General features: G+C 67.3%; 23 protein-coding genes and 1 tRNA gene. 3 read left to right on the top strand and 21 right to left on the bottom strand.

The window, feature by feature from the left end:
* The first annotated feature begins 93 nt into the window (after window positions 1-93).
* Window positions 94-1821 (top strand): PLL family lectin, encoded by a 1728-nt coding sequence (locus BKA23_RS05510; protein ID WP_145226242.1) that lies wholly within the window; start codon window positions 94-96, stop codon window positions 1819-1821.
* 103 nt (window positions 1822-1924) lie between these two features.
* On the opposite strand, the gene BKA23_RS05505 is transcribed toward BKA23_RS05510, so the two are convergent.
* From BKA23_RS05505 to BKA23_RS05460, 10 genes are all read right to left on the bottom strand, one after another.
* On the bottom strand, window positions 1925-3472 hold the full coding sequence (locus BKA23_RS05505; protein WP_145226240.1) for an acyl-CoA synthetase: 1548 nt from the start codon (window positions 3470-3472) through the stop codon (window positions 1925-1927).
* Between the two features lie 89 nt (window positions 3473-3561).
* On the bottom strand, window positions 3562-3975 hold the full coding sequence (locus BKA23_RS05500) for a nuclear transport factor 2 family protein (protein ID WP_145226238.1): 414 nt from the start codon (window positions 3973-3975) through the stop codon (window positions 3562-3564).
* A 28-nt stretch (window positions 3976-4003) separates the two neighbouring features.
* Window positions 4004-4921 (bottom strand): hypothetical protein, encoded by a 918-nt coding sequence (locus tag BKA23_RS05495; protein ID WP_145226237.1) that lies wholly within the window; start codon window positions 4919-4921, stop codon window positions 4004-4006.
* Between the two features lie 66 nt (window positions 4922-4987).
* The gene (locus BKA23_RS05490) at window positions 4988-5827 is read right to left on the bottom strand and encodes an SDR family NAD(P)-dependent oxidoreductase (RefSeq protein WP_145226235.1); all 840 of its coding nucleotides are present in this window, start codon (window positions 5825-5827) and stop codon (window positions 4988-4990) included.
* A 300-nt stretch (window positions 5828-6127) separates the two neighbouring features.
* A tRNA-Ala gene (locus BKA23_RS05485) sits at window positions 6128-6200 on the bottom strand.
* Window positions 6201-6376: 176 nt separating this feature from the next.
* Window positions 6377-6865, bottom strand: a complete 489-nt coding sequence (locus BKA23_RS05480) for a DUF4442 domain-containing protein (protein ID WP_145226233.1) — start codon at window positions 6863-6865, stop codon at window positions 6377-6379.
* A complete protein-coding gene (locus tag BKA23_RS05475; RefSeq protein ID WP_145226231.1) occupies window positions 6862-7476 on the bottom strand; it encodes a histidine phosphatase family protein in 615 nt (204 codons plus the stop codon). The genes BKA23_RS05480 and BKA23_RS05475 overlap by 4 nt, the downstream gene beginning before the upstream one ends.
* 10 nt (window positions 7477-7486) lie before the next feature.
* Window positions 7487-7843 (bottom strand): ribosome silencing factor, encoded by a 357-nt coding sequence (rsfS, locus tag BKA23_RS05470; protein ID WP_145226229.1) that lies wholly within the window; start codon window positions 7841-7843, stop codon window positions 7487-7489.
* Window positions 7844-8431 carry a nicotinate-nucleotide adenylyltransferase gene (gene nadD, locus BKA23_RS05465; protein ID WP_145226227.1) on the bottom strand — a complete coding sequence of 196 codons (588 nt, stop codon included), beginning with the start codon at window positions 8429-8431 and terminating at the stop codon, window positions 7844-7846.
* 17 nt (window positions 8432-8448) lie between these two features.
* Window positions 8449-8658, bottom strand: coding sequence for a hypothetical protein (locus tag BKA23_RS05460; protein WP_145226225.1), 210 nt, complete (start codon window positions 8656-8658; stop codon window positions 8449-8451).
* Between the two features lie 64 nt (window positions 8659-8722).
* Between BKA23_RS05460 and BKA23_RS05455 the strand changes: the two genes are divergently transcribed.
* Window positions 8723-9661 (top strand): glycosyltransferase family 2 protein, encoded by a 939-nt coding sequence (locus BKA23_RS05455; protein ID WP_145226223.1) that lies wholly within the window; start codon window positions 8723-8725, stop codon window positions 9659-9661.
* On the opposite strand, the gene BKA23_RS05450 is transcribed toward BKA23_RS05455, so the two are convergent.
* The 9 genes from BKA23_RS05450 to BKA23_RS05410 all read right to left on the bottom strand — a co-directional run bounded on the left by BKA23_RS05450 (window position 9658) and on the right by BKA23_RS05410 (window position 20782).
* On the bottom strand, window positions 9658-10971 hold the full coding sequence (locus tag BKA23_RS05450; protein WP_145226220.1) for a glutamate-5-semialdehyde dehydrogenase: 1314 nt from the start codon (window positions 10969-10971) through the stop codon (window positions 9658-9660). The genes BKA23_RS05455 and BKA23_RS05450 overlap by 4 nt on opposite strands.
* Window positions 10972-11029: 58 nt before the next feature.
* Window positions 11030-11791 (bottom strand): DedA family protein, encoded by a 762-nt coding sequence (locus tag BKA23_RS05445; protein WP_145226218.1) that lies wholly within the window; start codon window positions 11789-11791, stop codon window positions 11030-11032.
* A 14-nt stretch (window positions 11792-11805) separates the two neighbouring features.
* A complete protein-coding gene (gene proB, locus BKA23_RS05440) occupies window positions 11806-12969 on the bottom strand; it encodes a glutamate 5-kinase (protein ID WP_145226216.1) in 1164 nt (387 codons plus the stop codon).
* Window positions 12959-14500, bottom strand: a complete 1542-nt coding sequence (obgE, locus tag BKA23_RS05435) for a GTPase ObgE (protein WP_145226214.1) — start codon at window positions 14498-14500, stop codon at window positions 12959-12961. The genes proB and obgE overlap by 11 nt, the downstream gene beginning before the upstream one ends.
* Window positions 14501-14681: 181 nt before the next feature.
* Window positions 14682-14948 (bottom strand): 50S ribosomal protein L27, encoded by a 267-nt coding sequence (gene rpmA, locus BKA23_RS05430; RefSeq protein WP_145226213.1) that lies wholly within the window; start codon window positions 14946-14948, stop codon window positions 14682-14684.
* A 97-nt stretch (window positions 14949-15045) separates the two neighbouring features.
* Window positions 15046-15354 (bottom strand): 50S ribosomal protein L21, encoded by a 309-nt coding sequence (rplU, locus tag BKA23_RS05425; RefSeq protein ID WP_145228241.1) that lies wholly within the window; start codon window positions 15352-15354, stop codon window positions 15046-15048.
* 104 nt (window positions 15355-15458) lie between these two features.
* On the bottom strand, window positions 15459-18053 hold the full coding sequence (locus tag BKA23_RS05420) for an Rne/Rng family ribonuclease (RefSeq protein WP_425473769.1): 2595 nt from the start codon (window positions 18051-18053) through the stop codon (window positions 15459-15461).
* 393 nt (window positions 18054-18446) lie between these two features.
* Entirely contained in the window at window positions 18447-19184 is a 738-nt protein-coding gene (locus BKA23_RS05415; RefSeq protein WP_246104469.1) for a TIGR03936 family radical SAM-associated protein, read from the bottom strand.
* Window positions 19185-19207: 23 nt separating this feature from the next.
* The gene (locus BKA23_RS05410) at window positions 19208-20782 is read right to left on the bottom strand and encodes an MFS transporter (protein ID WP_145226209.1); all 1575 of its coding nucleotides are present in this window, start codon (window positions 20780-20782) and stop codon (window positions 19208-19210) included.
* Window positions 20783-20873: 91 nt separating this feature from the next.
* Between BKA23_RS05410 and BKA23_RS05405 the strand changes: the two genes are divergently transcribed.
* Window positions 20874-21485, top strand: a complete 612-nt coding sequence (locus BKA23_RS05405) for a TetR/AcrR family transcriptional regulator (protein ID WP_170226381.1) — start codon at window positions 20874-20876, stop codon at window positions 21483-21485.
* Between the two features lie 16 nt (window positions 21486-21501).
* On the opposite strand, the gene BKA23_RS05400 is transcribed toward BKA23_RS05405, so the two are convergent.
* Window positions 21502-23457 carry a TIGR03960 family B12-binding radical SAM protein gene (locus BKA23_RS05400; protein WP_145226205.1) on the bottom strand — a complete coding sequence of 652 codons (1956 nt, stop codon included), beginning with the start codon at window positions 23455-23457 and terminating at the stop codon, window positions 21502-21504.
* A gap of 65 nt (window positions 23458-23522) precedes the next feature.
* The gene (locus tag BKA23_RS05395; RefSeq protein WP_145226203.1) at window positions 23523-25355 is read right to left on the bottom strand and encodes an AMP-dependent synthetase/ligase; all 1833 of its coding nucleotides are present in this window, start codon (window positions 25353-25355) and stop codon (window positions 23523-23525) included.
* Window positions 25356-25369 lie beyond the last annotated feature (14 nt).

The raw sequence follows: 25369 nt of genomic DNA, 5'->3' as shown, positions 1-25369 counted from the left end.
CGCCCCACCGGCCGGCCGTCGAACTTCAGGGATCGACACACGTTCCCTCATCCACTAAACACAGCTAAACCGCCCGAGAGGCAAGGCCCAGTCATGACATCCACGTCCCGTTCTCACACCACCCTCCAGATCGCACTGCGCGGCACCGCCGGCGCGGCAGTTGCGCTCAGCATGATCGCCACTGCCGGTGCCGCCCACGCCAGTCAACCCGCCCCGGCCGCTCAGGTGCGGCTGGCATCCGGCGCTCCCTTCACACCCTCACGTGCCGGGAGCACCGGGCCACAAGTCGGCCCCCGCAGCATCGCCGGCAGCGCCGCTCTGCCGTTCGCCAACTGCGAAGCTTCTGGTCCGAGTGCGTCCGACAACGCCATCGCCACCCGACTCGCTCCGCAGATCAACACCCCGCGACTGTCCGGCATCACGGGCTACCAGGTCTCGTGTGCCCGGGCGATCGTGGCGGCGACGCAGGCGCTGAAGCTCGATCAACGAGCGGCTGTCATTGCAGTGACCACTGCGATGACCGAGTCGACGTTGCACGACTACACGGCCTCGGACAATCTCGACAGTCTGGGGCTGTATCAGCAACGTGCCAGTGAGGGTTGGGGCACACCTGCCCAGGAGGAGAACCCGGCAGACGCCTCCGACATGTTCCTTGATCGGATGCAGGCGGACTTCCCTACCACCTGGAATCTGTCGAGCACGGACATCGGCTCGATCTGCCAGGGTGTGCAGCGCTCCGGTGATCCGGGCGCCTACGACCCAGAGGCGGCCGCCGCCGCACTCGTGGTGAATGCGTTGTGGTCAGCTCCTTCGTCGCCGGTCGCGGGGCGGGTCTCGAGCAGGCAGGCGGTCGCCATACGCAGCAATGGACAGACCGTGGTCGTGGCTCCGGAGGCCTCCGGTCAACTCGTCGAATACGTGAGTGCCGCGGGATCGACCACGTGGTCCTCGCACGTCATTCCCGGTGCGGTCGGCTCGTACCCGAGCCTCACGATTGCACCCTCCGGCCAGATCGACGTCGTGTACGTCGGAGCCGGCAGCACCCAGTTGTGGCATGTGTGGAACGCGCCCGGCAGCACCAGCTGGGGCATCGAGAAGGTGACGGGCGCTTTCGGATCGGACCCGGTGTCCGTCGTGCGCTCGAACGGTGAACTCGACGTCGCGTATGTCGGTGCCGGCAGCACGCAGATCTGGTATTCGTCGCACCTGCCCGGCAAGTCGTGGACCGGGCAGAAGGTGACCGGTGCGGCTGGATCCGGCCTCACCGCGGGCGTCACCCCTTCGGGCCGATTCGACCTGGCGTATGTCGGTGCCGGCGGCACCCAGTTGTGGCATGTTTCGAACACCGCGGGGACGTGGGCAATCGGCAAGATCCCCAACGCTTTTGGCTCGGACCCCGTGCTTCTGGACAGGTCATCGGGCGAGACCGACATCGCATATGTCGGCGCCGGCAGCACCCAGATCTGGTACGCCTACGATCTGCCTGGCAAGGCGTGGGCCGGCGAGAAAGTCACCGGGGCATTCGGCTCCGACCTTGGAACAACCGCCTCCGCAGCCGGATCCTTCGACGTGTCGTATATCGGCGCCGGCGGCACCCAGTTGTGGCACGCGTCGAACACCTCCGGATCGGGCGCATGGGCCCTCGGAAAACTCACGGGCGGCTTCGGCAACAATCTCGCCTCCACCATCGGCGCGACAGGCCAGACCGACATCACGTATGTCGGTGCCGGCAGCCACCAGCTGTGGCTGGGACACCAACTCCCCTCCAGCACCTGGACCGCTGAGAAGGTCACCGGCGCCAGCAGCGTGCCGACCAGCTGAGACGTCCCGCAGAGCAGGTGAACGGAACCACATTCGACCCCCGATGGCGCTGCATCACGTGGGCACAGCCGACGTCATACAGCGCCATCGGCTGACGTCCGGATCAGGCGGAGCGGGCCGCAACCATCTCGACCAGCCGGCCCTTGACCAGCTTTCCCGTTGCGGTGCGCGGCAATTCGTCGATGAACTCGATTGACCGCGGGATCTTGAAGCGCGCCAATCTGCCGTCCAGGCTGTGCAGGATCTCCTCGCCCAGGTCGGCGGTCGGCGTCATACCTGCCGCCGGCTGGACGAAAGCTTTCGGTACCTGCCCGAGGTCCTCGTCCGGCACCCCGATCACCGCGACGTCGAGGATCGCCGGGTGCAGCGCCAGCTCGCTCTCGATCTCCTGCGGGTAGACGTTGACGCCGCCGGAGATGATGACGAACGCCGCGCGGTCGGTGAGGAAGAGGTAGCCGTCCTCGTCGACGTGGCCGATGTCGCCGGTGGTGGTCCAGGTCGGATGCGTCGGGTGGGTCGCAGCCTCGGTCTTGCCCGGGTCCTTGTGATAGCTGAACGGCCGTTGTTCCCGCTCGAAGAAAATGACGCCGTTCTCACCGGTCGGGAGCTCGGTGCCGTCAGGCGCACAGATGTGTATGACGCCGAGACCCGCGCGCCCGACCGTCCCGGGACGCTCCAGCCATTCCTGCGGACTGATCAGGGTGACCCCGTTGGCCTCGGTCGATGAGTAGTACTCGTAGAGCACCGGGCCCCACCAGTCGAGCATCTGTTGTTTGACCTGCACCGGGCACGGCGCAGCAGCATGCACGGCGACGCGCACGCTCGACACGTCATACTTCTCGCGCACCTGCTGCGGGAGTTTGAGCATCCGCACGAACATCGTCGGCACGCACTGGGTGTGGGTGACCTCAAATTCGTCAATGGCCCGCAACATCGCCTCGGCGTCGAATCGCTTTGCCAGGACTACGGTTCCGCCTAACCCGTTGACAATGCCGCAGAACCGCAACGGCGCCGCGTGGTAGGTCGGAGCGCACGAGTAGTACACCGAATCCGTCCCGAAGCCGTAGGCCGCGCCGAAGACGGTCGTCGTCAGATCACACCCCTGCTCCCCCACCTGCTTGCCGGTCAGCGACGGCTTCACGCCTTTGGGCCGACCGGTGGTTCCTGACGAATACAGCATGTCGACGCCGCGCGGTTCGTCACCCAGCGGTTCGCTGCTCGTGCCGGCCAGCACATCGTCATACGCGACGAAGTCGGACGGCGCCGGGCCGTCGAGGACGACCATGGTCGACAGGCCCGGCACACGATCGTGGATCTCGCGCGCCAACTCGACATACTCGCTGGAGACGAAGAGGACCTTGGCGTCGCAGTCGCCCAGGATGTATGCCGCCTCGTCGCTCGTCAGGTGGTAGTTGACGCCGGTGACGTAGAACCCGGAACGCAGCCCGGCCCAGTAGACCTCGAAGACCTGCGGGATGTTGTCGGCGAAGAAGGCGATATCGTCACCGACGCGAAGACTGGAGTCGCGCAGGTGCCGGGCCAGCCTGATCGAGTTCGTCTCGAGCTCGGCATACGTCCGGGTCTCGCCCGTGTCGACCAGCCGGATCGCGATCTTGTCGGCATGCTGCGCGACGTGGGCACCGGGGTACATGGCGGGCCTCCTGAGGACGGTGCAGTGACCTGGGTCACACGCTGGTCAGCACCGACTGTAGGAGCGGGCCTGTGGCCCGGCAAGGTCGGTCAGTGGCCGGACTGCAACTGCGCGCCCATGAGTTCGACCAATCGATGAAGGCCCTTCATCGGCCGGACCATCACCGTGAATTCGACCAGCCTGTCGTGCTCGTCCCACGCGATCATGTCGATGCCGTGCACCTGCAGGCCGTCGAGTTCGGCGGTGAACTCCAGCACCGCGGAGGTGTCGGAGATCCAGTTGCGGTGATATCGAAGCGACGGCCCGAGGACGGCGAGCGCAGCGCTGAGGTATGCCGTGGTCAGTGCCCGCCCCTCTTGCGGTGTGTGCACGGCCGGGGACCGGAAGACCACCCCGTCGGCGAGTATGCCGGGCAGTTGCGAGGCGTCCTTGGCTGCTGCGATGTCGTACCAGCGCCGCACCGCCTTGGGAAGTGCCTCGTGCGATGTCGTGTCCTGATCCATCCCGTGGTTCCTTCCGACGCGACAAGCGTCATACGTTCTGTGGCGGCACTATTGCATCGACCGCATCGACGAGGCTCATCATCTGCTTCCAGAGGTTCGGGTCGAGGGAGTCCCCCGCGGCCCGGTAGGCGATAAGCCGCCCGCTGACGAAGTGCGCATTCGCGCGCAGCCGGGTCAACGCCTCGATGACCTCGTCGGTGAAGTACGCCCGCACATGCGAGACGCCGTCAGGTGGGCAGGTGAGACGGGGTTTCTTGGTCGGCAGGACGTTCACCCACTTCGGCCCGTGTGCGGCGTGCGATTGTTCGATCGGTGCCTTGATACCCGCAACCATCTGGAAGATCCGATCCTGGGGTCCACCGTCGATGTCGATCGACAGGTAGCGGATCACCGCCCTCGAGCTGCCACGCCCACCGCGCGCGTCGTACGAGTGATAGACGCCGGTCCGAGCAGCCCTGCCTCGCTGCGTCCACCGAACCTCGTCGGCCACCCAACTGGTGCCCATGTTCTGGTGTCGTCGCAGCTGACCAGGAGCACGCGAGGCATCGGCGCGAGGTATGACGTCGAACCCGTTCGCGCGACCGAATGCGAGCAACCGCGCGGCGTGTGCCCACTGCGGTGGGGCGTAGACGTTCAGAAACAGCCGGTAGAGCGAGTACGCCAGCAGCAACGCGGCGATGGTGCACACGCTCGACAGGAAGATGGCCGGTCCTCCGCCTGATGCGACGTGCGCCCACAGCACGACGGAAACCGTTGCCATCGCTACGAATCCGAGACCCGCACACGCGAACCCGATGATCAGAGCGCAACTGCCGGAGTCGATCTTCGCCTGCCGTTGTGTGCTCTTGCCCAACTCACCCGCGAGCGCAGCGACCTTGGCCGCTCGAATGGTCTCCCGCGACACAGGCGCGCTCAGCGGTCGAAAATCGATGTCGGCTGCATCCACGAGTGGGGTCCCTCCCTGACGAAACGTGAGGCCAATCTACGAGACCGCCAGGCAGATTCGGCGTTCCTACTGTCGCGCCTCCGGCTGATCAGGCGCCTCGATCGATCGGGCAAGGTGCTCCCACTGCGCCCAGCCCTCAAGCCGCTCGCGGCAGATGGTGGTGACTTGGTCATACGCCTGGTTGGTCAACAGCAAGCGCTGTGGCGGGTTTTCACCGAACACGGCTTGCATGGCGGCGTCGACCACCGTCCGCGGCATTGGCATGTCGGCGGGATCGAAACTTCCCCACCGAGTCGCCAGGATGTCTTCGTAGACGTCGTCGGACTCGCCGTGCATGAGGGACGACCCGAACCAGTCGGTGACGATCGCGCCAGGTTCGATCAACACGGTCTGCACACCGAACGGCGCCAGTTCGTGATGCAACGACTCGGTCAAACCCTCCAGCGCCCACTTGGCCGAGTGATAGAGACCGAGGCCGGCATGCGCCATGTGTCCACCCTGGGTGGACATCTGCACGATCAGCCCGCTGCCCTGCGGCCGCATCACCTGGGCGGCAGCCTGGCTCACCCAGAGTGCGCCGAAGAAGTTCGTCTCCATCGACGCCCTCGCCTGTGCCTCGTCGAGGTTTTCGATCACGCAGTCCAGACCGAAGCCGGCGTTGTTGACCACGACGTCCAGACGACCGAAGCGATCCCGCGCGGCGTGGATAGCGGCCAGCACCGCGTCGTGATCAGTGACATCCAGCGCCACCGCAACCGCGTGGTCGCCGAAGCGCTCTACGAGATCGGCGACGTCTTCGGGATTGCGCGCACTGGCGACGACGTGGTCCCCGCGCTCCAATGCCGCCCCTGCCCACGCGCGACCGATCCCGCGCGAAGACCCTGTCACGAACCACACCTTGGACATTGAGCATCACCTCTCGTCGACCGATTCGGCACGCGCGCGCAGCAGAAATACCGTGCATGGCGCATTCGATCCCGCCGCGAAGATGAGCCTCCCCCGAGATTGCCGACGTGCTCGTCTCGGTCTCCGGCTTTGCCGATCCGGTACTCTCGGCCACCACGACGGGGATGTGGAACCCCCGCATCCTTGCCTGGGCGTGAGCGGACCACCGAAAGCGACAGTTGCTGTGCACGGATGTGGTCCGAAAGCACAAGAAGGCCCCTGATCCGCGTCACTGCGGTTCAAGGGCCTCCGTTGTCTGAGTGGAGCATAGGAGATTCGAACTCCTGACCTCTTCCATGCCATGGAAGCGCGCTACCAACTGCGCCAATGCCCCGTGTGGGTTGTGCCGCCCCGACTTGCGGCGACCGACATACAGTAGCCAACCCGACCACCAGTCACCAAATCGGGTGTCATTGCTGCGTCTTCGCGCGAGACCGACGCCACCAGCCCGTCCACACCGCTTCAGCAGCCAGTCCACCGACCCTTCGGCCGTCGCACAATGCAGCCGCCTCAGCGGCCCTTCTTCTTGCGGATGTAGAGCTGCCGGCGCACCTCCGCGACCACCGTGCCGTCGGCGAGCGTGAACTTCGTCTCGAACCAGCGCAGCACCTTCTCCCCCGACGCGGCCTCGGCGCGCACCTCCTCCGCGATCTGCTTCGGCACCTCGAAGGTGCCGAAGACCGAACCGGACCCGGGGCTGACGAACTTCACCTCGGCCGCCTGATCCCACACGTTGTAGTCGTCGCCGAGCTGGTGCACCAGCAGCAGTGCGAAGAAGGCATCCGACATCGCCTGGATCGACCCGCCGAACGCCGTGCCGTGCGTATTGCGATTCAGCTTGTTGAGCACCAGTTCAGCGCGGCACTCCGTCCAGTCGTCGGCGATGTACCGCACGCGGATCCCCGCGCCCAGCATCGGCGGCCAGAAACTCATCAGCCGCGCCAGCCGTCGCGCGGACATCCGCTTCGGCGACTTCCACGGCACCAGCAGACTCGTCATACCGGCAGATTCCATCCCGTCATGCGCCAACCGCGCGAACCGTCCTCCACCACCGCCCAATGGCAGTTGCCGAGGTTACCCACACCCAGCCAGGCGGTGTGCTGCGCGATACCGGTCAGAGCGGCCACCAACGCACGCCCCGCCACCCCGTGCGTGGCGATCACCGTCGTCGTGTCCGGCGCCATCCGCTCGGCAACCTCCAGTGCAGCGGCGTGTACCCGTCGAGCAACCTCGTCCAGCGTCTCTCCGGTGCCGCCACGACGCAGGTCCTCCCCCGCATCGATGCGCTCCAGCAGGTCACCGGACTGCTCACGGATCTGCGCATTCGTCAGCCCGGCCCAATCGCCGACGTTGACCTCACGCAACCGGGCGTCATACGTGATCGGTATGCCGGCAGCCTCGGCGACAGCTCGCCCGGTGTCAGCCGCACGCGAAAGATCGCTGGCGACAACGCATTTCGGGCTGTATGACGCAAGCATCCGCGCCGCCTCCGCCGCCTGCACGTGACCGCGCTCGGACAACGGCGCATCGAATTGACCCTGCCAGCGCCCGGCCGCGTTGAACTCGGTCTCGCCATGGCGCAGCACCACCAACCGTCGGCCCGTCGACACAGCGCAGCGCTCAGGCCGTGAGGTCGATCGTGGGGCAGTCCCGCCACAGCCGGTCGAGGGCGTAGAAGTCGCGTTCTTCCTCGTGCTGCACGTGCACGACGATGTCCCCGAAGTCCAGCAGCACCCAGCGTCCGTCGCCGCGCCCCTCGCGGCGAATCGGCTTGGCCTGCATGTCGTGCAGGCGCTCCTCGACGGCGTCGACGATTGCCGAGACCTGACGCTCGTTGCTGCCGGCAGCCACGACGAAGATGTCGGTGAGAGCCAACTGATCGCTGACGTCGATCGCGATGACCGAGGTGGCGACCTTGTCCGCTGCGGCCACGGCGGCTGCCTTGGCCAGATCGATGGCCCGCTGGGTGGCGGCCATTCAGTCCTCCTGGAGTTGACCGGCACCTGGCCGGTAGAGCTGATGCTTTGCGATGTACTGCACGACGCCGTCGGGCACGAGATACCAGACGGGCTGGCCGGCGGTGACCCGGCGCCTGCAGTCGGTGGAGCTGATCGCCATCGCCGGGATCTCCTTCAGCGTGACCCGGTCGCGCGGCAGCCCATGATCGCTGAGAACGTGACCGGGACGGGTGACGCCGATGAAGTTGGCGAGCTCCCACATCTGGTCGATGCCGCGCCATGACACGATCTGTGCCAGCGCGTCGGCGCCGGTGATGAAGAACAACTCCGCATCCGGGCGGGCCCGGCGCAGGTCGGTCAGCGTGTCCAGCGTGTATGTCGGGCCGGGCCGGTCGATGTCGACGCGACTGACGGTGAACCGGGGGTTCGACGCGGTCGCGATGACCGTCATCAGGTAGCGATGCTCAGCGGGAGCGACCTCACGGCCGCTTTTCTGCCAGGGCTGACCGGTCGGCACGAAGACGACCTCGTCAAGACCGAGGAGCGACTGCACCTCGCTGGCCGCCACCAGGTGGCCGTGGTGAATGGGGTCGAAGGTTCCGCCCATCACCCCCAGCCGAACGGTCAGTGCTCCGACCGTCCGCCGTGCTCGTTGCCCGCCGTCGGTGCCGCTGCTTTCGTGGCCGTGTTGCGGAAGCTCCACAGCAGGCCGAGCAGACCCAGGAACACGCAGAAGGCGATCAGCCCGTAGACGATGTGCGGGAACGGCAGGTGGTGCTCCTGCAGCGGAGGTACATAGGAATCCGCGCCGATACGGGCCAGGGACGACTTCATGGTGTGCAGCCTATCGGGTGACTCAGACGAAGTGCTCAATGCGTCGCGTTACCCTATGGCCACCATGACCCCGGAGCTCTCTGTCGTCATCCCGATGTTCAATGAACAGGATGTCCTCCCGCTGCTCGTCGAGCGTTTACGCCCGACCCTGGAATCCATCGGCGCGACCTATGAGGTCGTCGCCGTCGACGACGGATCCAAGGACCAGACGCCGGTACTGCTGCAGCGCTTCAAGCGCGAATGGCCGCAACTGCGCGTGATTCGACTGCGCGCCAACGCGGGTCACCAGGCAGCGATCTCCGCCGGCCTTGCCGCCGCACGTGGCCAGTGGATGGTCACCATCGACGCCGATCTGCAGGACCCGCCCGAGGTCATCGCAGACATGGTCAAGGCGGGCCGGGAGGGCGCCGACGTCGTGTATGGCGTGCGCACCGACCGCACCACCGACACCGCCTTCAAGCGGCAGACCGCTCGGGCGTTCTACCTGCTCATGCGCCGCCTGTCCGGCATCGACGCACCGCCGGATGCGGGCGACTTCCGCCTGATGTCGCGCGCGACGGTCGAGGCCGTCAATGCGCTCCCCGAGCACAACCGGGTGCTTCGGCTGGTCGTGCCCACTCTCGGATTTCCTTCTGCCACAGTCGGATACCGACGCGAGGAGCGCGCCGCCGGCGAGTCGAAGTACCCGTTGTCGAAGATGCTCAAGCTCACCCTCGACTCGATCACCGGTTTCTCGCAGGCACCGTTGCGCCTCGCGACGTGGTTCGGCCTCGTGGGTTTCGTCGTCGCCGCCGTCATGCTCGCCTACGCACTCGGCATGAAACTGTTCGGCGGGCAGGTGCTGCAGGGCTGGACATCGATCGTCGCGATCGTGGCGGCCTTTGCCGCCCTCCAACTGCTCTGCCTGGGCATCCTCGGCGAATACATCGGCCGCATCTTCGTGGCCCAGCAGGACAGGCCCAGTTATTACGTCGCCTACGACTCGCTCAACGACAACAGCTAGCCCCGGATCTGACCGTCGCCTTCGACGATCCACTTGGTGCTGGTGAGCTCCTGCAGACCCATCGGTCCACGCGCGTGCAGCTTCTGGGTGGAGATGCCGATCTCGGCGCCGAAACCGAACTCCCCCCCGTCGGTGAACCGCGACGACGCGTTGACCATGACCACGGCCGCGTCGACCTCTGCGGTGAACCGCCGGGCCGCCGCACGGTCCTCGGTCACGATCACCTCGGTGTGGCCCGAGCCGTAGCGGTCGATGTGCTCGATCGCGGCAGTCAGATCGGGCACGACGGCAACGCTCATCTCGAGCGCGAGGTATTCGGTGGCGAAGTCCTCCTCGGTCACGGGCAGGTATGCCGACCCGTGCGCCTGGGCGATACGCGACGCCGGCTCGTCCGTGTGGAGCACGACCCCGGCCGCCGTGAGCGCGTCATACAACGCGGGCAGCACCTCGTCCGCAACGGCCGTGTGCACCAGCAGCGATTCGGCCGCATTGCACACGCTGGGCCGGTGCGTTTTGGAATTGAGCGCGATGCGCACCGCTTGATCGAGGTCTGCGGCAGCATCGACATACACATGGCAGTTGCCCACGCCGGTTTCGATCACCGGCACCGTCGCGCCCTGCACGACGGCCTGGATCAGCCGGTCGCTGCCTCGCGGGATCACCAGGTCGACGAGACCGCGGGCGGTGATGAGCGCGTCGACATCCTCGTGGCCACCCTCCAGCAGGCTCACCGCATCGGCCGGCAGGCCGTCGTCGACGAGAGCGGTGCGCAACACATCGACGATCGTCGCGTTGGTGCGCGCAGCTGCCGAACCCCCGCGCAGAATCATCGCATTGCCGCTCTTGAGCCCCAGGCCGGCGGCGTCGACTGTGACATTGGGTCGTGACTCGTAGACCATGCCGACGACGCCCATCGGCACCCGCACCTGTCGCAGCTGCAAGCCGTTGGCCAACGTGCTGCCCCGCACGACCTCTCCGATCGGATCCGGCAGCGCCGCCAGGTCGCGCAACGCCTGGGCGATCGCCTGAACACGCTCCGGAGTGAGTCGCAGTCGATCCTGCAAACCGTCGGGCATGCCCTGGTCACGACCTCTGGCCAGGTCGATGTCGTTGGCGGCAACGATCTGATCCGTGGCCGTGACGAGCGCGTCGGCGAGGTGATGCAGCGCGGAGTTCTTGTCGGCGGTGGCCAGTTGCGCCAGCCGCCGCGCTGCGCGGCGGGCAGCGGACGCGGCCGCCTGCACCCGGTGCGTCGCTTCGTCAGCAGTCGTCACATCGGACCGGTCACGCTCGTCGATCGTGCTCGTCATACCCGGAAGCGTAGGCCGAGAGGTTCGGTATGACGGGAGCCTTTCCAGGCTTCGGTCATCAGCGACCGGCCGCGAACCGCCGCTGCTGCCGGTAGACACTGACGAACACCACGATCACACCGGCGATGGTCAGCCAGAGCGCGTACTTCGCCAGCTCGTTGACCAGATCCTTGGCGGTTGCGCCCATGCGGTAGCCGAGATACATCCAGATCCCGCGGTAGACGATGCCCGCGGCGAAGTCGATCGCCAGGAACTTCTTCAGGCTCATCCGGGCGTCGCCGACGAAGGCGTAGATGATCGAGCTCGGCAGGAACGGGATGAACCACACCAGGAAGACCGCCGGCCCGCCGAAACGCTTCGCGAGGCGCTCGGCGGCGTACGCGGTGCGGGCAGCCCACTTGGATCGCGCGGCCACCATGTCGATGACGCCGCGTCCCCACAAGCGCCCGGCCCACCACCACAGCCAGTCGAACTTGATCGACGTGAGAGACGCCGCGATCAGAGCCAGCCACCACAGCGGCTGGTGCTGACCCACGCGCATCAAGGCGCCGAGGTCGACCATCGCGATGTTGGAGCCGTTGAAGACCGCGAGCACGTAGTCGCGGGTCGGGGCTGAAAACGAACCGAGGATCCACGGCCGCACCGGGATCGTCAGGAGGCCGTAGGCACCCGTGGCGATGATCAGCCCGATGCACCACAGTTCGGCCTTGGTCGGCTTGCCCTTCCAGGGCATCCGCGGGTCGTCCCACCATTCCGCGGGCTTGGAGTCCTTGCCGTCGGCGCTCGCCGTCGCCTCAGCCGGTTCGTCTGCCGCAGTCACGCCAGCATCCTTGCTTATCGTCCTGCGCGATCGCCTGTGGGCGTGCCGGACAAACCATGTGACAGCAGCACGAGGTGGTCACGATGCACGACCTCGCGCTCGTATGTCGGGCCGAGCGTGGCTGCGAGCTCGCGTGTCGTGTGACCGAGCAATTCGGGCAGCTCCCTGGAGTCGTAGTTGACCAGGCCACGGGCTACGGCGTGACCGGTCTCGTCGACGAGGTCAACGGCGTCACCTGCGCTGAAGTGCCCCTCGACCGCGCGAATGCCGGCCGGTAGCAAGGAGGTGCCGCGGGTGGTGACGGCCGTGACCGCACCGGCGTCGAGCACAAGCCGTCCGGCAGGTGTCGTCGCGTGCCGCAGCCACAGCGCGCGGGCGCTGGGCCGTTCACTGGTCGGCGCGAAGACCGTGCCGATGTCGTGGCCCGCCAGCGCAGCGCCGGCGTTGCCGGTCGAGGTCAGCACCGTCGGCACACCGGCGGAGGTGGCGATGGCGGCTGCTTCGACCTTGGTCACCATCCCTCCGGTGCCGACAGACGTGCCTGCTGTGCCGATGTCGACGCCCGCCAGATCCTCCGGTCCGAGCACCGCTCCGATCCGAAGGGCGCCCGGCCGCGACGGCGGACCGTCATACAGCGCATCGACGTCGGAGAGGAGCACAAGCGCATCGGCGTCGATGAGGTGCGCAACCAGGGCCGCGAGCCGGTCGTTGTCGCCGAAGCGGATCTCGTGGGTGGCGACGGTGTCGTTCTCGTTGATGACGGGCACGACTCCCAATGCCAGCAGTCGCTCCAGGGTGCGCCGCGCGTTGGTGTAGTGCCCGCGACGGGTCACGTCGTCGGCCGTGAGCAGCACCTGCCCGACCGTCAGCTGGTGGTCGGCGAAGGCCGAGGTGTATGCCGCAAGCAGGGCTCCCTGCCCGACGCTGGCCGCTGCCTGCTGGGTGGCCAGATCCCGTGGTCGACGCGGCAATCGCAGCGGCACCATGCCGGCAGCGATCGCACCGGAAGACACGAGCACGACATTTGCGCCCGCCAGCCGTCGCTTCGCCAACACGGCGACGAGCGAGTCGATCCGCCCGGTCGACAGGCCACCACGGGGGTCGGTCAGCGAACTCGACCCGACTTTGACGACAACGGTGCGCGCAGCGGCTATCCGCGAGCGCAGCTCACTGCTCATCGTCGGGGGCGTCGATCTCGACCGGGTCGCGCTCGGTCCACAGGCCCGCCTTGCGCTCGGCCGCGAGCAGTTCGCGCGCCTCCCGCTGGGCGTCCTTGCGGTTGTGGAATTGTTCGCGCTTCTCCGATCGGGTGGCGCGGCCGGTGTCCTCCAGACGCAGGTCGGTGCCGCGACGGCCGAGCAGTTCGGCACCGGCGGAGATGGTGGGCTCCCAGTCGAAGACGACGGAGTTGTCCTCGGGACCGATCAGCACCATCGAGCCCGGCACCGCTCCGGCCTTGTAGAGCGCGTCCTCGACGCCCAGGCGGCCGAGCCGGTCGGCGAGATAGCCCACGGCCTCGTCGTTGGAGAAGTCGGTCTGCCGGACCCAGCGGGTGGGCCGGTCACCCAGGATCCGGAAGGCCTGGGTGGTGCCGTGCTGCTCCTTGCGGATGGTGAAGCCGGAGTCGTCAACAGCCTTGGGACGCAAGACGATTCGCTGCGGCATGGCCTGCTCGACCTCGGCACGGGCATCCTGCACGTGCTTGGCCAGGGAGTAGCTCAGCTCGCGCAGACCGGTGTGGGCGACGGCGGACACGACGTGCACCTCGAGGCCGCGGGCCTCCAGGTCAGGGCGCACGAGGTCGGCGAGGTCACGGGCGTCGGGGACGTCCGCCTTGTTGAGCACCACGATGCGGGTGCGCTCGGACAACGGCTTGCCACCGAGGGACTCGTCTGCGACATACTCCGACAATTCGTGCTCGATCGCCTCAAGGTCACTCATCGGGTCGCGGCCGGGGTCGAGAGTTGCACAGTCGATGACGTGCACCAGCACCGAACAGCGCTCGACATGCCGCAGGAACTCAAGGCCCAGGCCCTTGCCCTGGCTGGCTCCGGGGATCAGACCGGGCACGTCGGCGATGGTGTAACGCAGCGAACCTGCAGTCACGACACCGAGATTGGGCACCAGGGTCGTGAACGGGTAGTCGGCGATCTTGGGCTTGGCGGCCGACATCACCGACACCAGGCTGGACTTGCCGGCGCTGGGGAAGCCGATGAGCGCCACGTCGGCGAGCGTCTTCAGCTCGAGCACGATGTCGAGTTCGTCCCCGGGCTCACCGAGCAGCGCGAAACCGGGTGCCTTGCGGCGCTGGGAGGCCAATGCCTTGTTGCCGAGGCCACCGCGCCCGCCGGCGGCGACGACATACCGGGTGCCCATGCCGACCAGGTCGGCGAGCACGTCGCCGGTCGGATCCTTGACGACGGTGCCCTCGGGGACCGGCAGAATCAGATCGTCGCCGTCGGCGCCGTTCTTCTCGTCGCCTGCTCCGGGCTTGCCGTTCGGCGCGCCGCGGAACGGATTGCGGTGATATTCGAGCAGGGTCGTCGACTGCGGGTCGACTTCGAGGATCACGCTGCCGCCACGACCACCGTTGCCGCCGTCGGGGCCGCCGAGCGGCTTGAACTTCTCACGGTGCACCGAGGCCACGCCGTGGCCGCCGTTGCCGGCACGCACCTGCAGCACGACTCGGTCGACGAAATTGGTGGCCACGGTTGCTCCTAGCGGAAGGGGTCAGGGTCGGGCGGCGCCGGCACCGCCGGGCGGCCCTGAACGGATGCGACAGGTGCCGTGCAGCCGCCCACCGCACCTGCTGGTGATCTTATGACGGCCGAAGGGGTGGGTCCCGTTGATCGGAACCCACCCCTTCGACGTGAGGTACGAAGACGATGCGTCAGGCGTCGGCGCCTTCGGCCTCCACGATGTTGACGGTCTTGCGACCGCGCTTGGCGCCGAACTGCACGGCGCCGGGCACCAGTGCGAACAGCGTGTCGTCGCCACCGCGGCCGACGCCCTCACCCGGGTGGAAGTGCGTGCCGCGCTGACGGACGATGATCTCGCCGGCGCCGACGATCTCGCCGCCGAAACGCTTCACGCCGAGGCGCTGGGCATTGGAATCGCGACCGTTGCGGGTCGAGGATGCACCCTTTTTGTGTGCCATGTCTTTTCAGCCTTACGTGTATGAGTGACTAGGAGCATTCCGGCTCGGTCGCGCGCGAACTCGCTGCCGCAGGGGCCGGAAACGTCGTGACGGGCGCTCAGGCCTCGATCGCGGTGACCTTGACCAGCGTCAGCGGCTGACGGTGGCCCTGCCGCTTGCGGTAGCCGGTCTTGTTTTTGTACTTGATGATGGTGATCTTCGGGCCCTTGGCGGCCTTGACGACCTCGGCCTTCACGGTCACCTTCGCCAGCTTGCCGGCGTCGGAGGTCACGGTGGAGCCGTCGACCAGCAGCAGCGGCTGCAGTTCGATGCTCTCACCGGCGGCCACGGCCACCTTGTCAATGGTCAGCACGTCGCCCACGGAGACCTTCTCCTGGCGACCGCCTGCGCGAACAATCGCGTACACGTCGGAACTCTCTTTCGTCTTGGTGTGCTCTTGGATGGGTGACCGGCCAACAGCGACCCCGGGGTTCCGGGACGTCGGCTCGGTGGGCACACCGAGGGTCAACTTTACTGGTCGTCGCTGCTTTCATCCAAATTCACCGGCGGCCCCGCGGGCGCGACGACCCGCTTGCGCTTCTTGCGCTTGGCCGCGGCCTTGGCAGTTGCGTCGTCGGCCACCGGCTCGGTGTCGACGGGCACGTATGCCGCTGCCTCCTCCGCACCGTGGTCGTCCGCAACAGGTGCGGCAGAGCTGTGCGCGGCGCCGGAGTCGTCCGACAGATTCGACACGTCGTGCGCGCCTGCCGTGGCGTCCGTAGTGGTGTCACCAGCACTGTCGACATCGACTGCCGGCGGCGCGGCCACCGCAGCAGTCGCGCGGCGACGACGGGCTCGGCCCGACACCTTCGGTGCTGCCTCCACCGGCTCGGCGGTGACCACAAGAGCATCGTCATACGTTCTGGAGTCGGCGGCCTCCACCGTCACCTCGGCTGGCTCTGCCACGGCGTCGTCCTTGGTGCCGGAGCTCAGGGCGGCCGCGTGGGCAGCGGCCGCGATCTGCGCCGCCGTCGGGCCACCGGTCGGTTTGCCGGGTGCCTGCTCGGGAACTGGCTCAGCCTTCTTGCGGCCCTTGCGGGCACGGCCACCGGAGGTGCCTGCACCGTTCGAGTCGTTGCCGCCTCGACCCGAGGACCGGTCGACCGGCTCGGTGTGGACGATCAGACCACGGCCACCGCAGTGCTCGCACGGCTCGGAGAAGATCTCGATGAGACCGGACCCCACGCGCTTGCGCGTCATCTGAACCAGGCCCAGCGAGGTCACCTCGGCGACCTGGTGCTTGGTGCGATCGCGGCCGAGGCACTCCAGCAGCCGCCGGACCACCAGGTCTCGGTTGGACTCCAGCACCATGTCGATGAAGTCGACCACGATGATGCCGCCGATGTCGCGCAACCGCAGCTGCCGGACGATCTCCTCGGCTGCCTCGATGTTGTTCTTAGTGACGGTTTCCTCGAGGTTGCCGCCGGACCCGACGAACTTGCCGGTGTTGACGTCGATGACCGTCATCGCCTCGGTGCGGTCGATGATCAGCGAGCCACCGGAGGGCAGCCACACCTTGCGGTCCATCGCCTTGGCCAACTGCTCGTCGATGCGGTGCACCGAGAAGATGTCGGTCTCACCGGTCCACTTCTCCAGACGCTGGGCCAGGTCAGGCGCGACCGAGGTGAGATAGCCCTGCACCTGGTTCCACGCCTTGTCGCCGGAGACGACCAGCTTGGCGAAGTCCTCGTTGAAGACGTCGCGAATCACGCGCACGGTCAGGTCGGGCTCGCCGTGCAGCAGGCTCGGGGCGTTGGCGGTCTTGGCGTCGGCCTGGATCTGCTCCCAGTCCGCCTGCAGGCGCTCGACGTCGGCGCGCAGGTCGGCCTCGCTGGCACCCTCGGCGGCGGTGCGGACGATCACGCCGGCGTCGGCGGGGACGATCTCCTTGAGGATCTTCTTCAGCCGCGCGCGCTCGGTGTCGGGCAGTTTGCGGGAGATGCCGGTCATCGAGTTGCCCGGCACGTAGACCAGGAACCGGCCCGGGAGAGACACCTGGCTGGTGAGGCGGGCACCCTTGTGCCCGATCGGGTCCTTGGTCACCTGCACCAGCACGTTGGTGCCGGACTTCATGGCGTTCTCGATGCGCTTGGCCTGACCGTTCTCGAGGCCGGCGGCATCCCAGTTGACTTCACCGGCATACAGCACGCCGTTGCGGCCCTGGCCGATGTCGACGAAGGCGGCTTCCATGCTCGGCAGGACGTTCTGCACCTTGCCGAGGTAGACGTTGCCGGCCATCGAGGACTGCTGCACCTCGCGCGAGACGTAGTGCTCGACCAACACGCCGTCCTCGAGAACGCCGATCTGGGTGCGGCCGTCCTTCTCGCGCACGACCATCACGCGGTCGACGCTCTCGCGGCGGGCGAGGAACTCTGCCTCGGTGATCACGGTGCGGCGGCGGCCGGCTTCACGACCCTCGCGGCGGCGCTGCTTCTTGGCCTCCAGCCGCGTGGAGCCCTTGATGGCGGTGACCTCGTCGCGACCACCGCGCGGTTCACGCACCTTCGTGACGGTGCCGGGCGGGTCGTCGGTGCCGGCGCCGGAGTTGGCGCTGCGGCGACGCCGGCGAGTACGGCGACGGCTGCCTTGCTCTGCGGAGTCGTCGTCGGTGCCGGAGGTGTCGTCCGAGATATCTGCGTCGCCGGAGTTGCCGGCGTCCTCGGCAGCGGCATCCTGGCTGCCGGACTCCGAATCGCTCTCGGACTTGGCGCGACGGCCTCGTCCGCCGCGGCGGCGTGACCGCGACGTCTGTGTGGTGTCGTCGTCGGCAGCAGCCGATCCTGCGTCGGACGACTCGTCGTCGGCGTCGGTGTCGTCGGCCTCATCGACGGTGACCGTGGTGCTGGTCGCCCGACGCGGAGCACGCGCCACGACCGGATCGGGTGCCTGGAACAGCAGCCCGAAGGTCAGGGGTGCCGCGGCTGCCGGAGCCGAAGCAGCGTCGGTCTCTTCGTCATCGGCATCGTCGGTGTCGGCCTGCGCGTCGGCAGCACTGTCGTCGCCGGTCGCCTGCGTCGCGTCGCCGTCGGCACCGCTGGCCGACTCGTGCGAGGTGGCGTCCTCCACCGCATCGTCAACGACGGCGCCCTGCTCGGCGCGACTGTCGGAATCTGCGGCGTCGCCGAGTCCGGGAATCAGGAATGGGTTGTCCGTAGAGGGGGCCATGGCCCTCCTTCTGTCAAGCACGCGGACGGCCCACAACGAGGGCATCGGCCCGCACGCCCGCGTGGCGCGGGTGGTTCGCCGCTACCAACCATCTGGTTGGGCGACCCAAAGTCGGCTGTTACGTCCAAGCTGCGGCTCGCGACCAAGCGCGGCACCGAAGGCCGGACGCCGTCGGTCCCGAACAGCACTCGTCGCGATATCGCGGGTACGTTCAGGGATTCGACGGGGCGTGGGCACGTTGTGGTGATGCCGACGACCGAGGATCATTGTCGCACACGCCAAGCACTCTGACTGTCAATCAATCGCCGGATCGGTCGATCGAGAATCGGTCAAGGGATCGCCGACGGTGCCATCCCCCGCGAGCGGCCCCTGGCTCAGTCGGGTGACCAACGGCGGACGGGTGGGGTTGAGCCCGGCATACGTGCTCAGTGCCTGGAGCAGATCATCGGGACGGACCAGCGGAGTCATGTGCTGTATGACGACGCGTAGTCCCTTGTCGTCGGTCGCTGCACTGAGAACGGCTTCGCGCACATCGAAGGTGCGCGGGCCCTGCTTCATCATCCGGGTGACTTCGGCGCGATCGAGGTCCAGGAAGGCGCCGACAGCATTCTGCAATGTCTCGGTGTCGATGTCGGCGAACTCCAGACGCCATACGCTCGCGGCGAGCCGGTCGGCAAGGGCGCCGGGCAGCGCCTCGGCGACGGCGATGATGTCGAGCCCGTCCGGCAACGCGCCGTCGAGATCCGCGCGCAGTGCGGCTGGGTCGCGTCGCTCACGCAGCTGCAGCTCGAAATACTCCGCCTCGCTGGCTGTTCCGGTGGGCGCGGCATTGGCGTAGCTGATGCGCGGGTGCGGGTGGAATCCCGCGGAGAACGCCATCGGCACCTCGGCCCGGCGCAGCGCCCGCTCCAAGGCCCGCTGGAAGTCGCGGGTCGAGGAGAATCTCAACCGACCTCGTTTGGCGTAGTGCACACGCAATTTCTGCACTGCCGGATCGGGTGCCGGACCTTCGGGGACGCGCTGTCTTGCCACTCACGGGAGCGTAGTTGAGAGCGTCAGTGCTCTTCGCAGGCGGCAGATCGCAGCACAGGGCCGTGCGTCTGCCGGCGCCGACCTGTGACGGGGATTGTCGCTCCGCCGCGCGGACGCTCGACCGAATCTGCGGCGTCGGACTTGCGTCGCCCGGTAGGTCCGGCAACGAGTGCGACACCGAGCGCGCAGACGATCAGCACGACCGCTGCCAGGCCGAGCGCATCACCCAGCCCGTCGACGAATGCGCTGCGGGCCAGCGAGCTCATCGGCTCGGGCAAGCCGACCGCGGCCGCCACGGACTCTCGAGCCACCGTCGCCACCTGCTGCGGAACCCCGTGCAACGGAAGTCCTGACCGGTAGCCGTTGCTGAGCACGCTGCCGAGCACGGCGATGCCGAGTGCTCCGCCGACCTCGCGAGCGACATCGTTCATCGCGGAGGCGACACCCTGCTGGTCCTGCGGAAGGGAGTCGGTGATGTCGGTGGTCGCGGGCGTCATCGCCCAGCCCATGCCGGTGCCAGCCAGCCAGAGCAGAACCGCGATCAACCAGTAGTCGGTGGTGGCGTGCACGGTCGCCAGGCCGCTCATGCCGATGGCGACGAGCGCCATACCGACCAGAGCGAGCACCCGCGAGCCGAACCGCTCGACCAGACGTGGAGCGATCCGGGCACCGGGCAGGAGGCCGAGTGCCACCGGTGTCGCCGCGCACGCAGCCACCAGCGGCGACCAGGCACGGACGAACTGCAGGTACTGCATGAAGACGAAGATGAACCCGAAGAAGACGAAGAAGAGCGAGAACACGCTCAGCATGCCGGCAGCGAAGCCGCGGTGCCGAAACAGCCGAACATCCAGCAGTGGAGCGCTGTTTCGCAGTTCCCAAACGGCAAAGCAGCACAGGATGACAGCACCGGCGGCGAGGCCGAGCAAGGTGCGCGCACTCCCCCAGCCCTCGATCGGCGCCTCGATGATCGAGTAGACGAGCACGCCGAGACCGAGCACCGACAGGGCTGCTCCACCGACGTCGAAGCGCCCGATGCTCACGGCTCGCGACTCCGGCACCGAGCGAATCGTGAGCCCGGTCGCAGCCGTCGCCAGCGCAACGGTGAACCAGAAGATCGCCTGCCACGAGAACCACTCCAGCAGCAACCCGGAGGCGAACAGGCCGAGCACCGCGCTGCCGCCGGCCAGCCCGGCCCAGATCGCCACGCCACGGACGCGTTCGTCCGGCGGGAAGGTCGCGGTGATTGTCGACAACGTGGCGGGCATGATCAGCGCGGCCGCCATACCCATCACGACACGCACACCGATGAGCGCCGTCGGGTCCGTGACCAGTGCACCACCTGCAGCAGCGAGCACGATGAGTCCAAGTCCGCAGAGCATCACCCGGCGTCGACCGAGACGATCGCCCAGGTAGCCACCGGGCAGGAGCAGTGCGGCGAGGGTGAGCGCGTAGCCGTCGACGATCCAGGACAGTTGGGTCTGCGAAGCGCCGGTATGACGAGCCACATCCGGCAGCGCGACCATCAGCGATGACACCGCGGACACCACCGTGGCGAGTCCCACACAGACGGCGGTCAGCGCGCCCTTGTTGCTCCTCATGACGAGAACCCTTCCTCCGGTGAGCGTGACCGCTGTTCGGTCGCTCCTCGAGGCTTACGGTCAGCCGCCGCGCACACTAGATTCAACGCTGATGAATAAAACCAGAGGTCGCCGAACCGGTAAGCCCGACACACGAGCCCAGATCCTCGATGCCGTGCGCCGCCGCTTCCTCGACGCCGGGTACGCGCGGACCACCCTGCGCGCCATCGCCGCGGACGCCGGGGTCGATGTGGCTCTGCTGAGCTACCACTTCGCCTCGAAACAGGGGCTTTTTACGGCTGCCATGGCAATTCCGGTCCGGCCCGGCGAACTTCTCGACCATGCTCTGGACGCGCCGCTCCAGCAATGGCCCGAGCGGATCCTGCGGATGCTGCTGCACGTGTGGGACGACCCGCGCATCGGTCCCGTTCTGGTCCAGACGGTGCTGACGAGCGCGGCTCACGAGGGGCACACCGGTGGCTTCGATGAATTCCTGGAGACGGAGTTGCTCGGACGGCTCAAGGCCCGGCTGGCCGGTCGCGACGGCGACGCCCGGGCTGTCGGCGTGATCCTCACGATCGCCGGGGTGCTGACAGCGCGTTACGTCATACGGGTGCCGACAATCGCGGCGATGCCTCAGGAGGAACTGATCCGCGTCGCGGCGCCGGGCATCGCCGTCCACCTGCGCGGCGCCCGGCCGGCTCGCCGGCCGCCTCCGGGTTAGCCGAGGCTGGTGAGGGTCAGACGACCGACAGCGGCAGCAGCTTCTTGCCGGTGGGGCCGACCTGGATCTCGGTGTTCATCTGCGGGCAGACGCCGCAGTCGAAGCAGGGCGTCCAGCGGCAGTCGTCGACCTCGGTCTCGTCGAGCGCCTCCTGCCAGTCGTCCCACAGCCAGTCCTTGTCGAGACCGGAGTCGAGGTGGTCCCACGGCAGCACCTCGTGCTCACCGCGCTCACGCGTCGTGTACCACTCCAGCGACACATCGGAACCGTCGAAAACCTCTGCGGCACAGGAGATCCAGCGCTCATAGCTGAAATGTTCGCTCCAGCCGTCGAAGCGACCGCCGGCGCGCCAGACAGCCTCGATGACGGCACCCACCCGGCGGTCGCCCCGGGACAGCAGGCCTTCGACGATGCCGGGTTTGCCGTCGTGGTAGCGCATGCCGATGGACGACCCCAGCCGCTTGTCGGAGCGGATCGCCTCGCGCAGTTTGGCCAGCCGCGCATCGGTCTCGTCGGCGCCCAGCTGCGCACACCACTGGAACGGCGTGTGCGGCTTGGGCACGAATCCGCCGATGGACACCGTGCAGCGAATATCCTTGCGCCCGCTGACCTTTCGGCCGGTCTCGATCACGCGCTTGGCGAGATCGGCGATCTGCAGGACGTCCTCGTCGGTCTCGGTCGGCAGGCCGCACATGAAGTACAACTTCACCTGCCGCCACCCCGCGCTGTATGCCGCAGCCACCGTGTTGATCAGGTCGTCCTCGGTGACCATCTTGTTGATGACCTTGCGGATCCGCTCGGAGCCGCCTTCCGGTGCGAACGTCAGGCCCGACCGGCGACCACCACGGGTGAGTTCGTTGGCGAGGTCGATGTTGAAGGCGTCCACCCGCGTCGACGGCAACGACAGACCGGTTTGCGTGCCGTCATACCGGTCGGCCAGACCCTTGGTGATGTCGGCGATCTCCGAGTGGTCGGCGGACGACAGCGACAGCAGGCCGACTTCCTCGAAACCTGTTGCAGCCAGACCCTTTTGGACCATCTCACCGATGCCGGTGATCGAACGCTCGCGCACCGGGCGGGTGATCATGCCCGCCTGGCAGAATCGGCAACCGCGGGTGCAGCCACGGAAGATCTCGACCGACATCCGCTCATGCACGGTCTCGGCCAGCGGCACGAGGGGCTGCTTGGGGTAGGGCCATTCGTCGAGATCCATCACCGTGTGCTTGGAGACGCGCCACGGCACGCCGGGAGCGGTCGGCGACGGCGCGACACGCTGGATGCGGCCGTCGGGCAGGTAGTCGACGTCGTAGAACGCGGGCACGTAGACACCACCGGTGCGGGCCAGCCGGAGCAGCAACTCCCGACGACCACCGGGACGGCCGGCGGCCTTCCAGGCTCGCACGTGTTCGGTGATTGCCAGCACGGCCTCTTCCCCGTCACCGACGACCGCTGCGTCGATGAAGTCGGCGATGGGCTCGGGATTGAAGGCGGCGTGACCGCCGGCGAGCACGATCGGAACGTCGTCACCACGGTCCGCTGCGTGCAGCGGGATGCCGGCCAGGTCGAGCGCGGTCAACATGTTGGTGTAGCCGAGTTCGGTGGAGAACGACAGCCCGAAGACGTCGAAGTCGCGCACCGGTCGATGGCCGTCGACCGTGAACTGCGGCACCCGCGCCTCGCGCATGGCGGCTTCCATGTCGGGCCAGACGGCATACGTGCGCTCGGCCAGCGCATCGGGCCGCTCGTTGAGCACCTCGTACAGGATCATCACGCCCTGGTTGGGCAGGCCGACCTCATAGGCGTCGGGATACATCAGCGCCCAGCGCGTGGTGAGTTCTTCACCGCCGTCCCCGAAGCCACCGCACTGCCAGTCCTTGACCGTGCAGTTGAGCTCGCCCCCGACATACTGGATCGGTTTGCTCACCCGCTCCAGCAGCGGCTCGAGATCGTGGAAGACAGACTCTCCGGACATGGGTTCCAGGGTATGGCGGTGCCCCTGCCGCGCGCGAATTCGTGCCTGCGCCAGTTGTGGTTGCCTCAGTTGTAGAGGTCGTCCAGCTCCTGCTGGTGTTTGCGGATCACGACCTTGCGCTTGAGCTTGAGGCTCGGCGTGATCTCACCCTCCTCAACGCTGAGGTCACGCGGCAGGATGATGAACTTCTTGATCTGCTCCCAGCGGTTGAGGCCGAGGTTGAGTTCGTCGACGTAGTCCTGCACCATCTCGCGCGCCTGCTCGGAGGTGACGACGGTGTGGTAGTCCGCGTCCTGCATCCCCTTGCCTGCGGCCCACTCCATGATCGACTCCTCGTCGAGCGTGATCAGGGCCGACACGAAGGTGCGACCGTCGCCTTCGACGACAAGTTGCGAGGCGTAGGGGCAGATGCCCTTGAAGGTCGCCTCGATGAGGCTGGGGGCGACGTACTTGCCGTTGGAGGTCTTGAACAGGTCTTTCTTGCGGTCGGTGATGCGCAGGTGACCGGTCTCGAGGAGTTCGCCGATGTCGCCGGTGTGGAACCACCCGTCGACCAGCGCCTCGGCGGTCGCGTCCTCCAGGCCGCGGTAGCCCTGCATGACACCAGGGCCTTTGATGAGGATCTCGCCGTCGTCGGCGATCGTGACCTGTGTGCCGGGAATCGGCCAGCCGACGGTGCCGACGAGGTTGGCGTGAGGACGGTTCACACAGGACGCCGCCGACGTCTCGGTCAGGCCGTACCCCTCGAGGATCGGCATACCCATCGCATCGAACCACCGGGCGACGTCGCGGTTCAGTGCCGCGGAGCCGGAGATGAAGAAACGCACCCGGCCGCCGAAACGGTCACGAATCTTGCCCAGCACCAGCTTGTCGCCGACAGCGTGCTGCGCCGCGAGCATCGCGCCGACCGGCTTGCCCTCGCTGCGCAGTGTCGCCACCTTGGTGCCGTTGGCCGATGCCCAGTCGAACAGCTTGGCCTTGGCTCCGCCCTCGTCGGCCATCATCGTGGTGATCCGGCCGTAGACCTTCTCGAAGATGCGCGGCGCAGCGCCCATCCAGGTCGGTCGCACGGTGGGGAGATTTTCGACGATCTTGTCGACCCGGCCGTCGATGGCGGTCGGGAAGCCGATCTGCAGCGGCAGCGTCAGTAGCACCTTGCCGAAGACATGGGCCAGCGGAAGCCAGAGGTATTGCACGTCGTCCTGGCTGAGGATGCCGGTGGCGTCGACCGCGGCAGCCTCGTAGGTCCAGGCGTCGTGCGGCAGCCGGACGCCCTTGGGCCGTCCGGTCGTGCCGGAGGTGTAGATCAACGTTGCCAGCGACTGCGCCTCGATGCCGCCGATGCGCTGGTCGAGCACCGTCGGATCGTCCTTCAGGTATGCCGCGCCGAGGGTCTCGAGCTCGTCCAGGCCGATGACCCACTCACCGTCTGCGGTCCCGTGAAAGGTGACCACCTTGGCCACGCCGGGGATGGAGTCGCGATGAGCGCGCAGCTTCTCGATCTGGGAGTCGTCGTCGGCGAAGACGACGCGGCTGCCGGAGTCGGAAATGATGTAGATCACGTCGTCGGCAGTGCTGGTCGCGTACACCGTCGTGGTGGCCGCTGCCGCGAGCATCACTCCGAGATCGGCCAGGACCCACTCGATGCTCGTTGCGGCTGCGATGGCCACGCGATCCTCGGGCTGCACCCCGAGCGAAACCAGCCCGGCCGCGATCAGCCGGACCCGGTCATCTGCCTGCCGCCACGTCATCGACCGCCACTGCTCCCCCACCGGAAAGCGGAATGCCTCCCGAGTCGGCGACGCGGCGACGCGATCGACGAACAACTGCGCCACCGATGTGGCGCGCTGCTCGATGATGGTGAGGTCCGGGTGCTCGTCGGCGAGCGACATGGTCATGAAGCGCAGCCTAC

The sequence above is a fragment of the Rudaeicoccus suwonensis genome, assembly GCF_007829035.1.
GTDB lineage: Bacteria > Actinomycetota > Actinomycetes > Actinomycetales > Dermatophilaceae > Rudaeicoccus > Rudaeicoccus suwonensis.
Note: the sequence above shows the minus strand (reverse complement) of the source record. Positions and strands in the feature narration are given on the sequence as shown.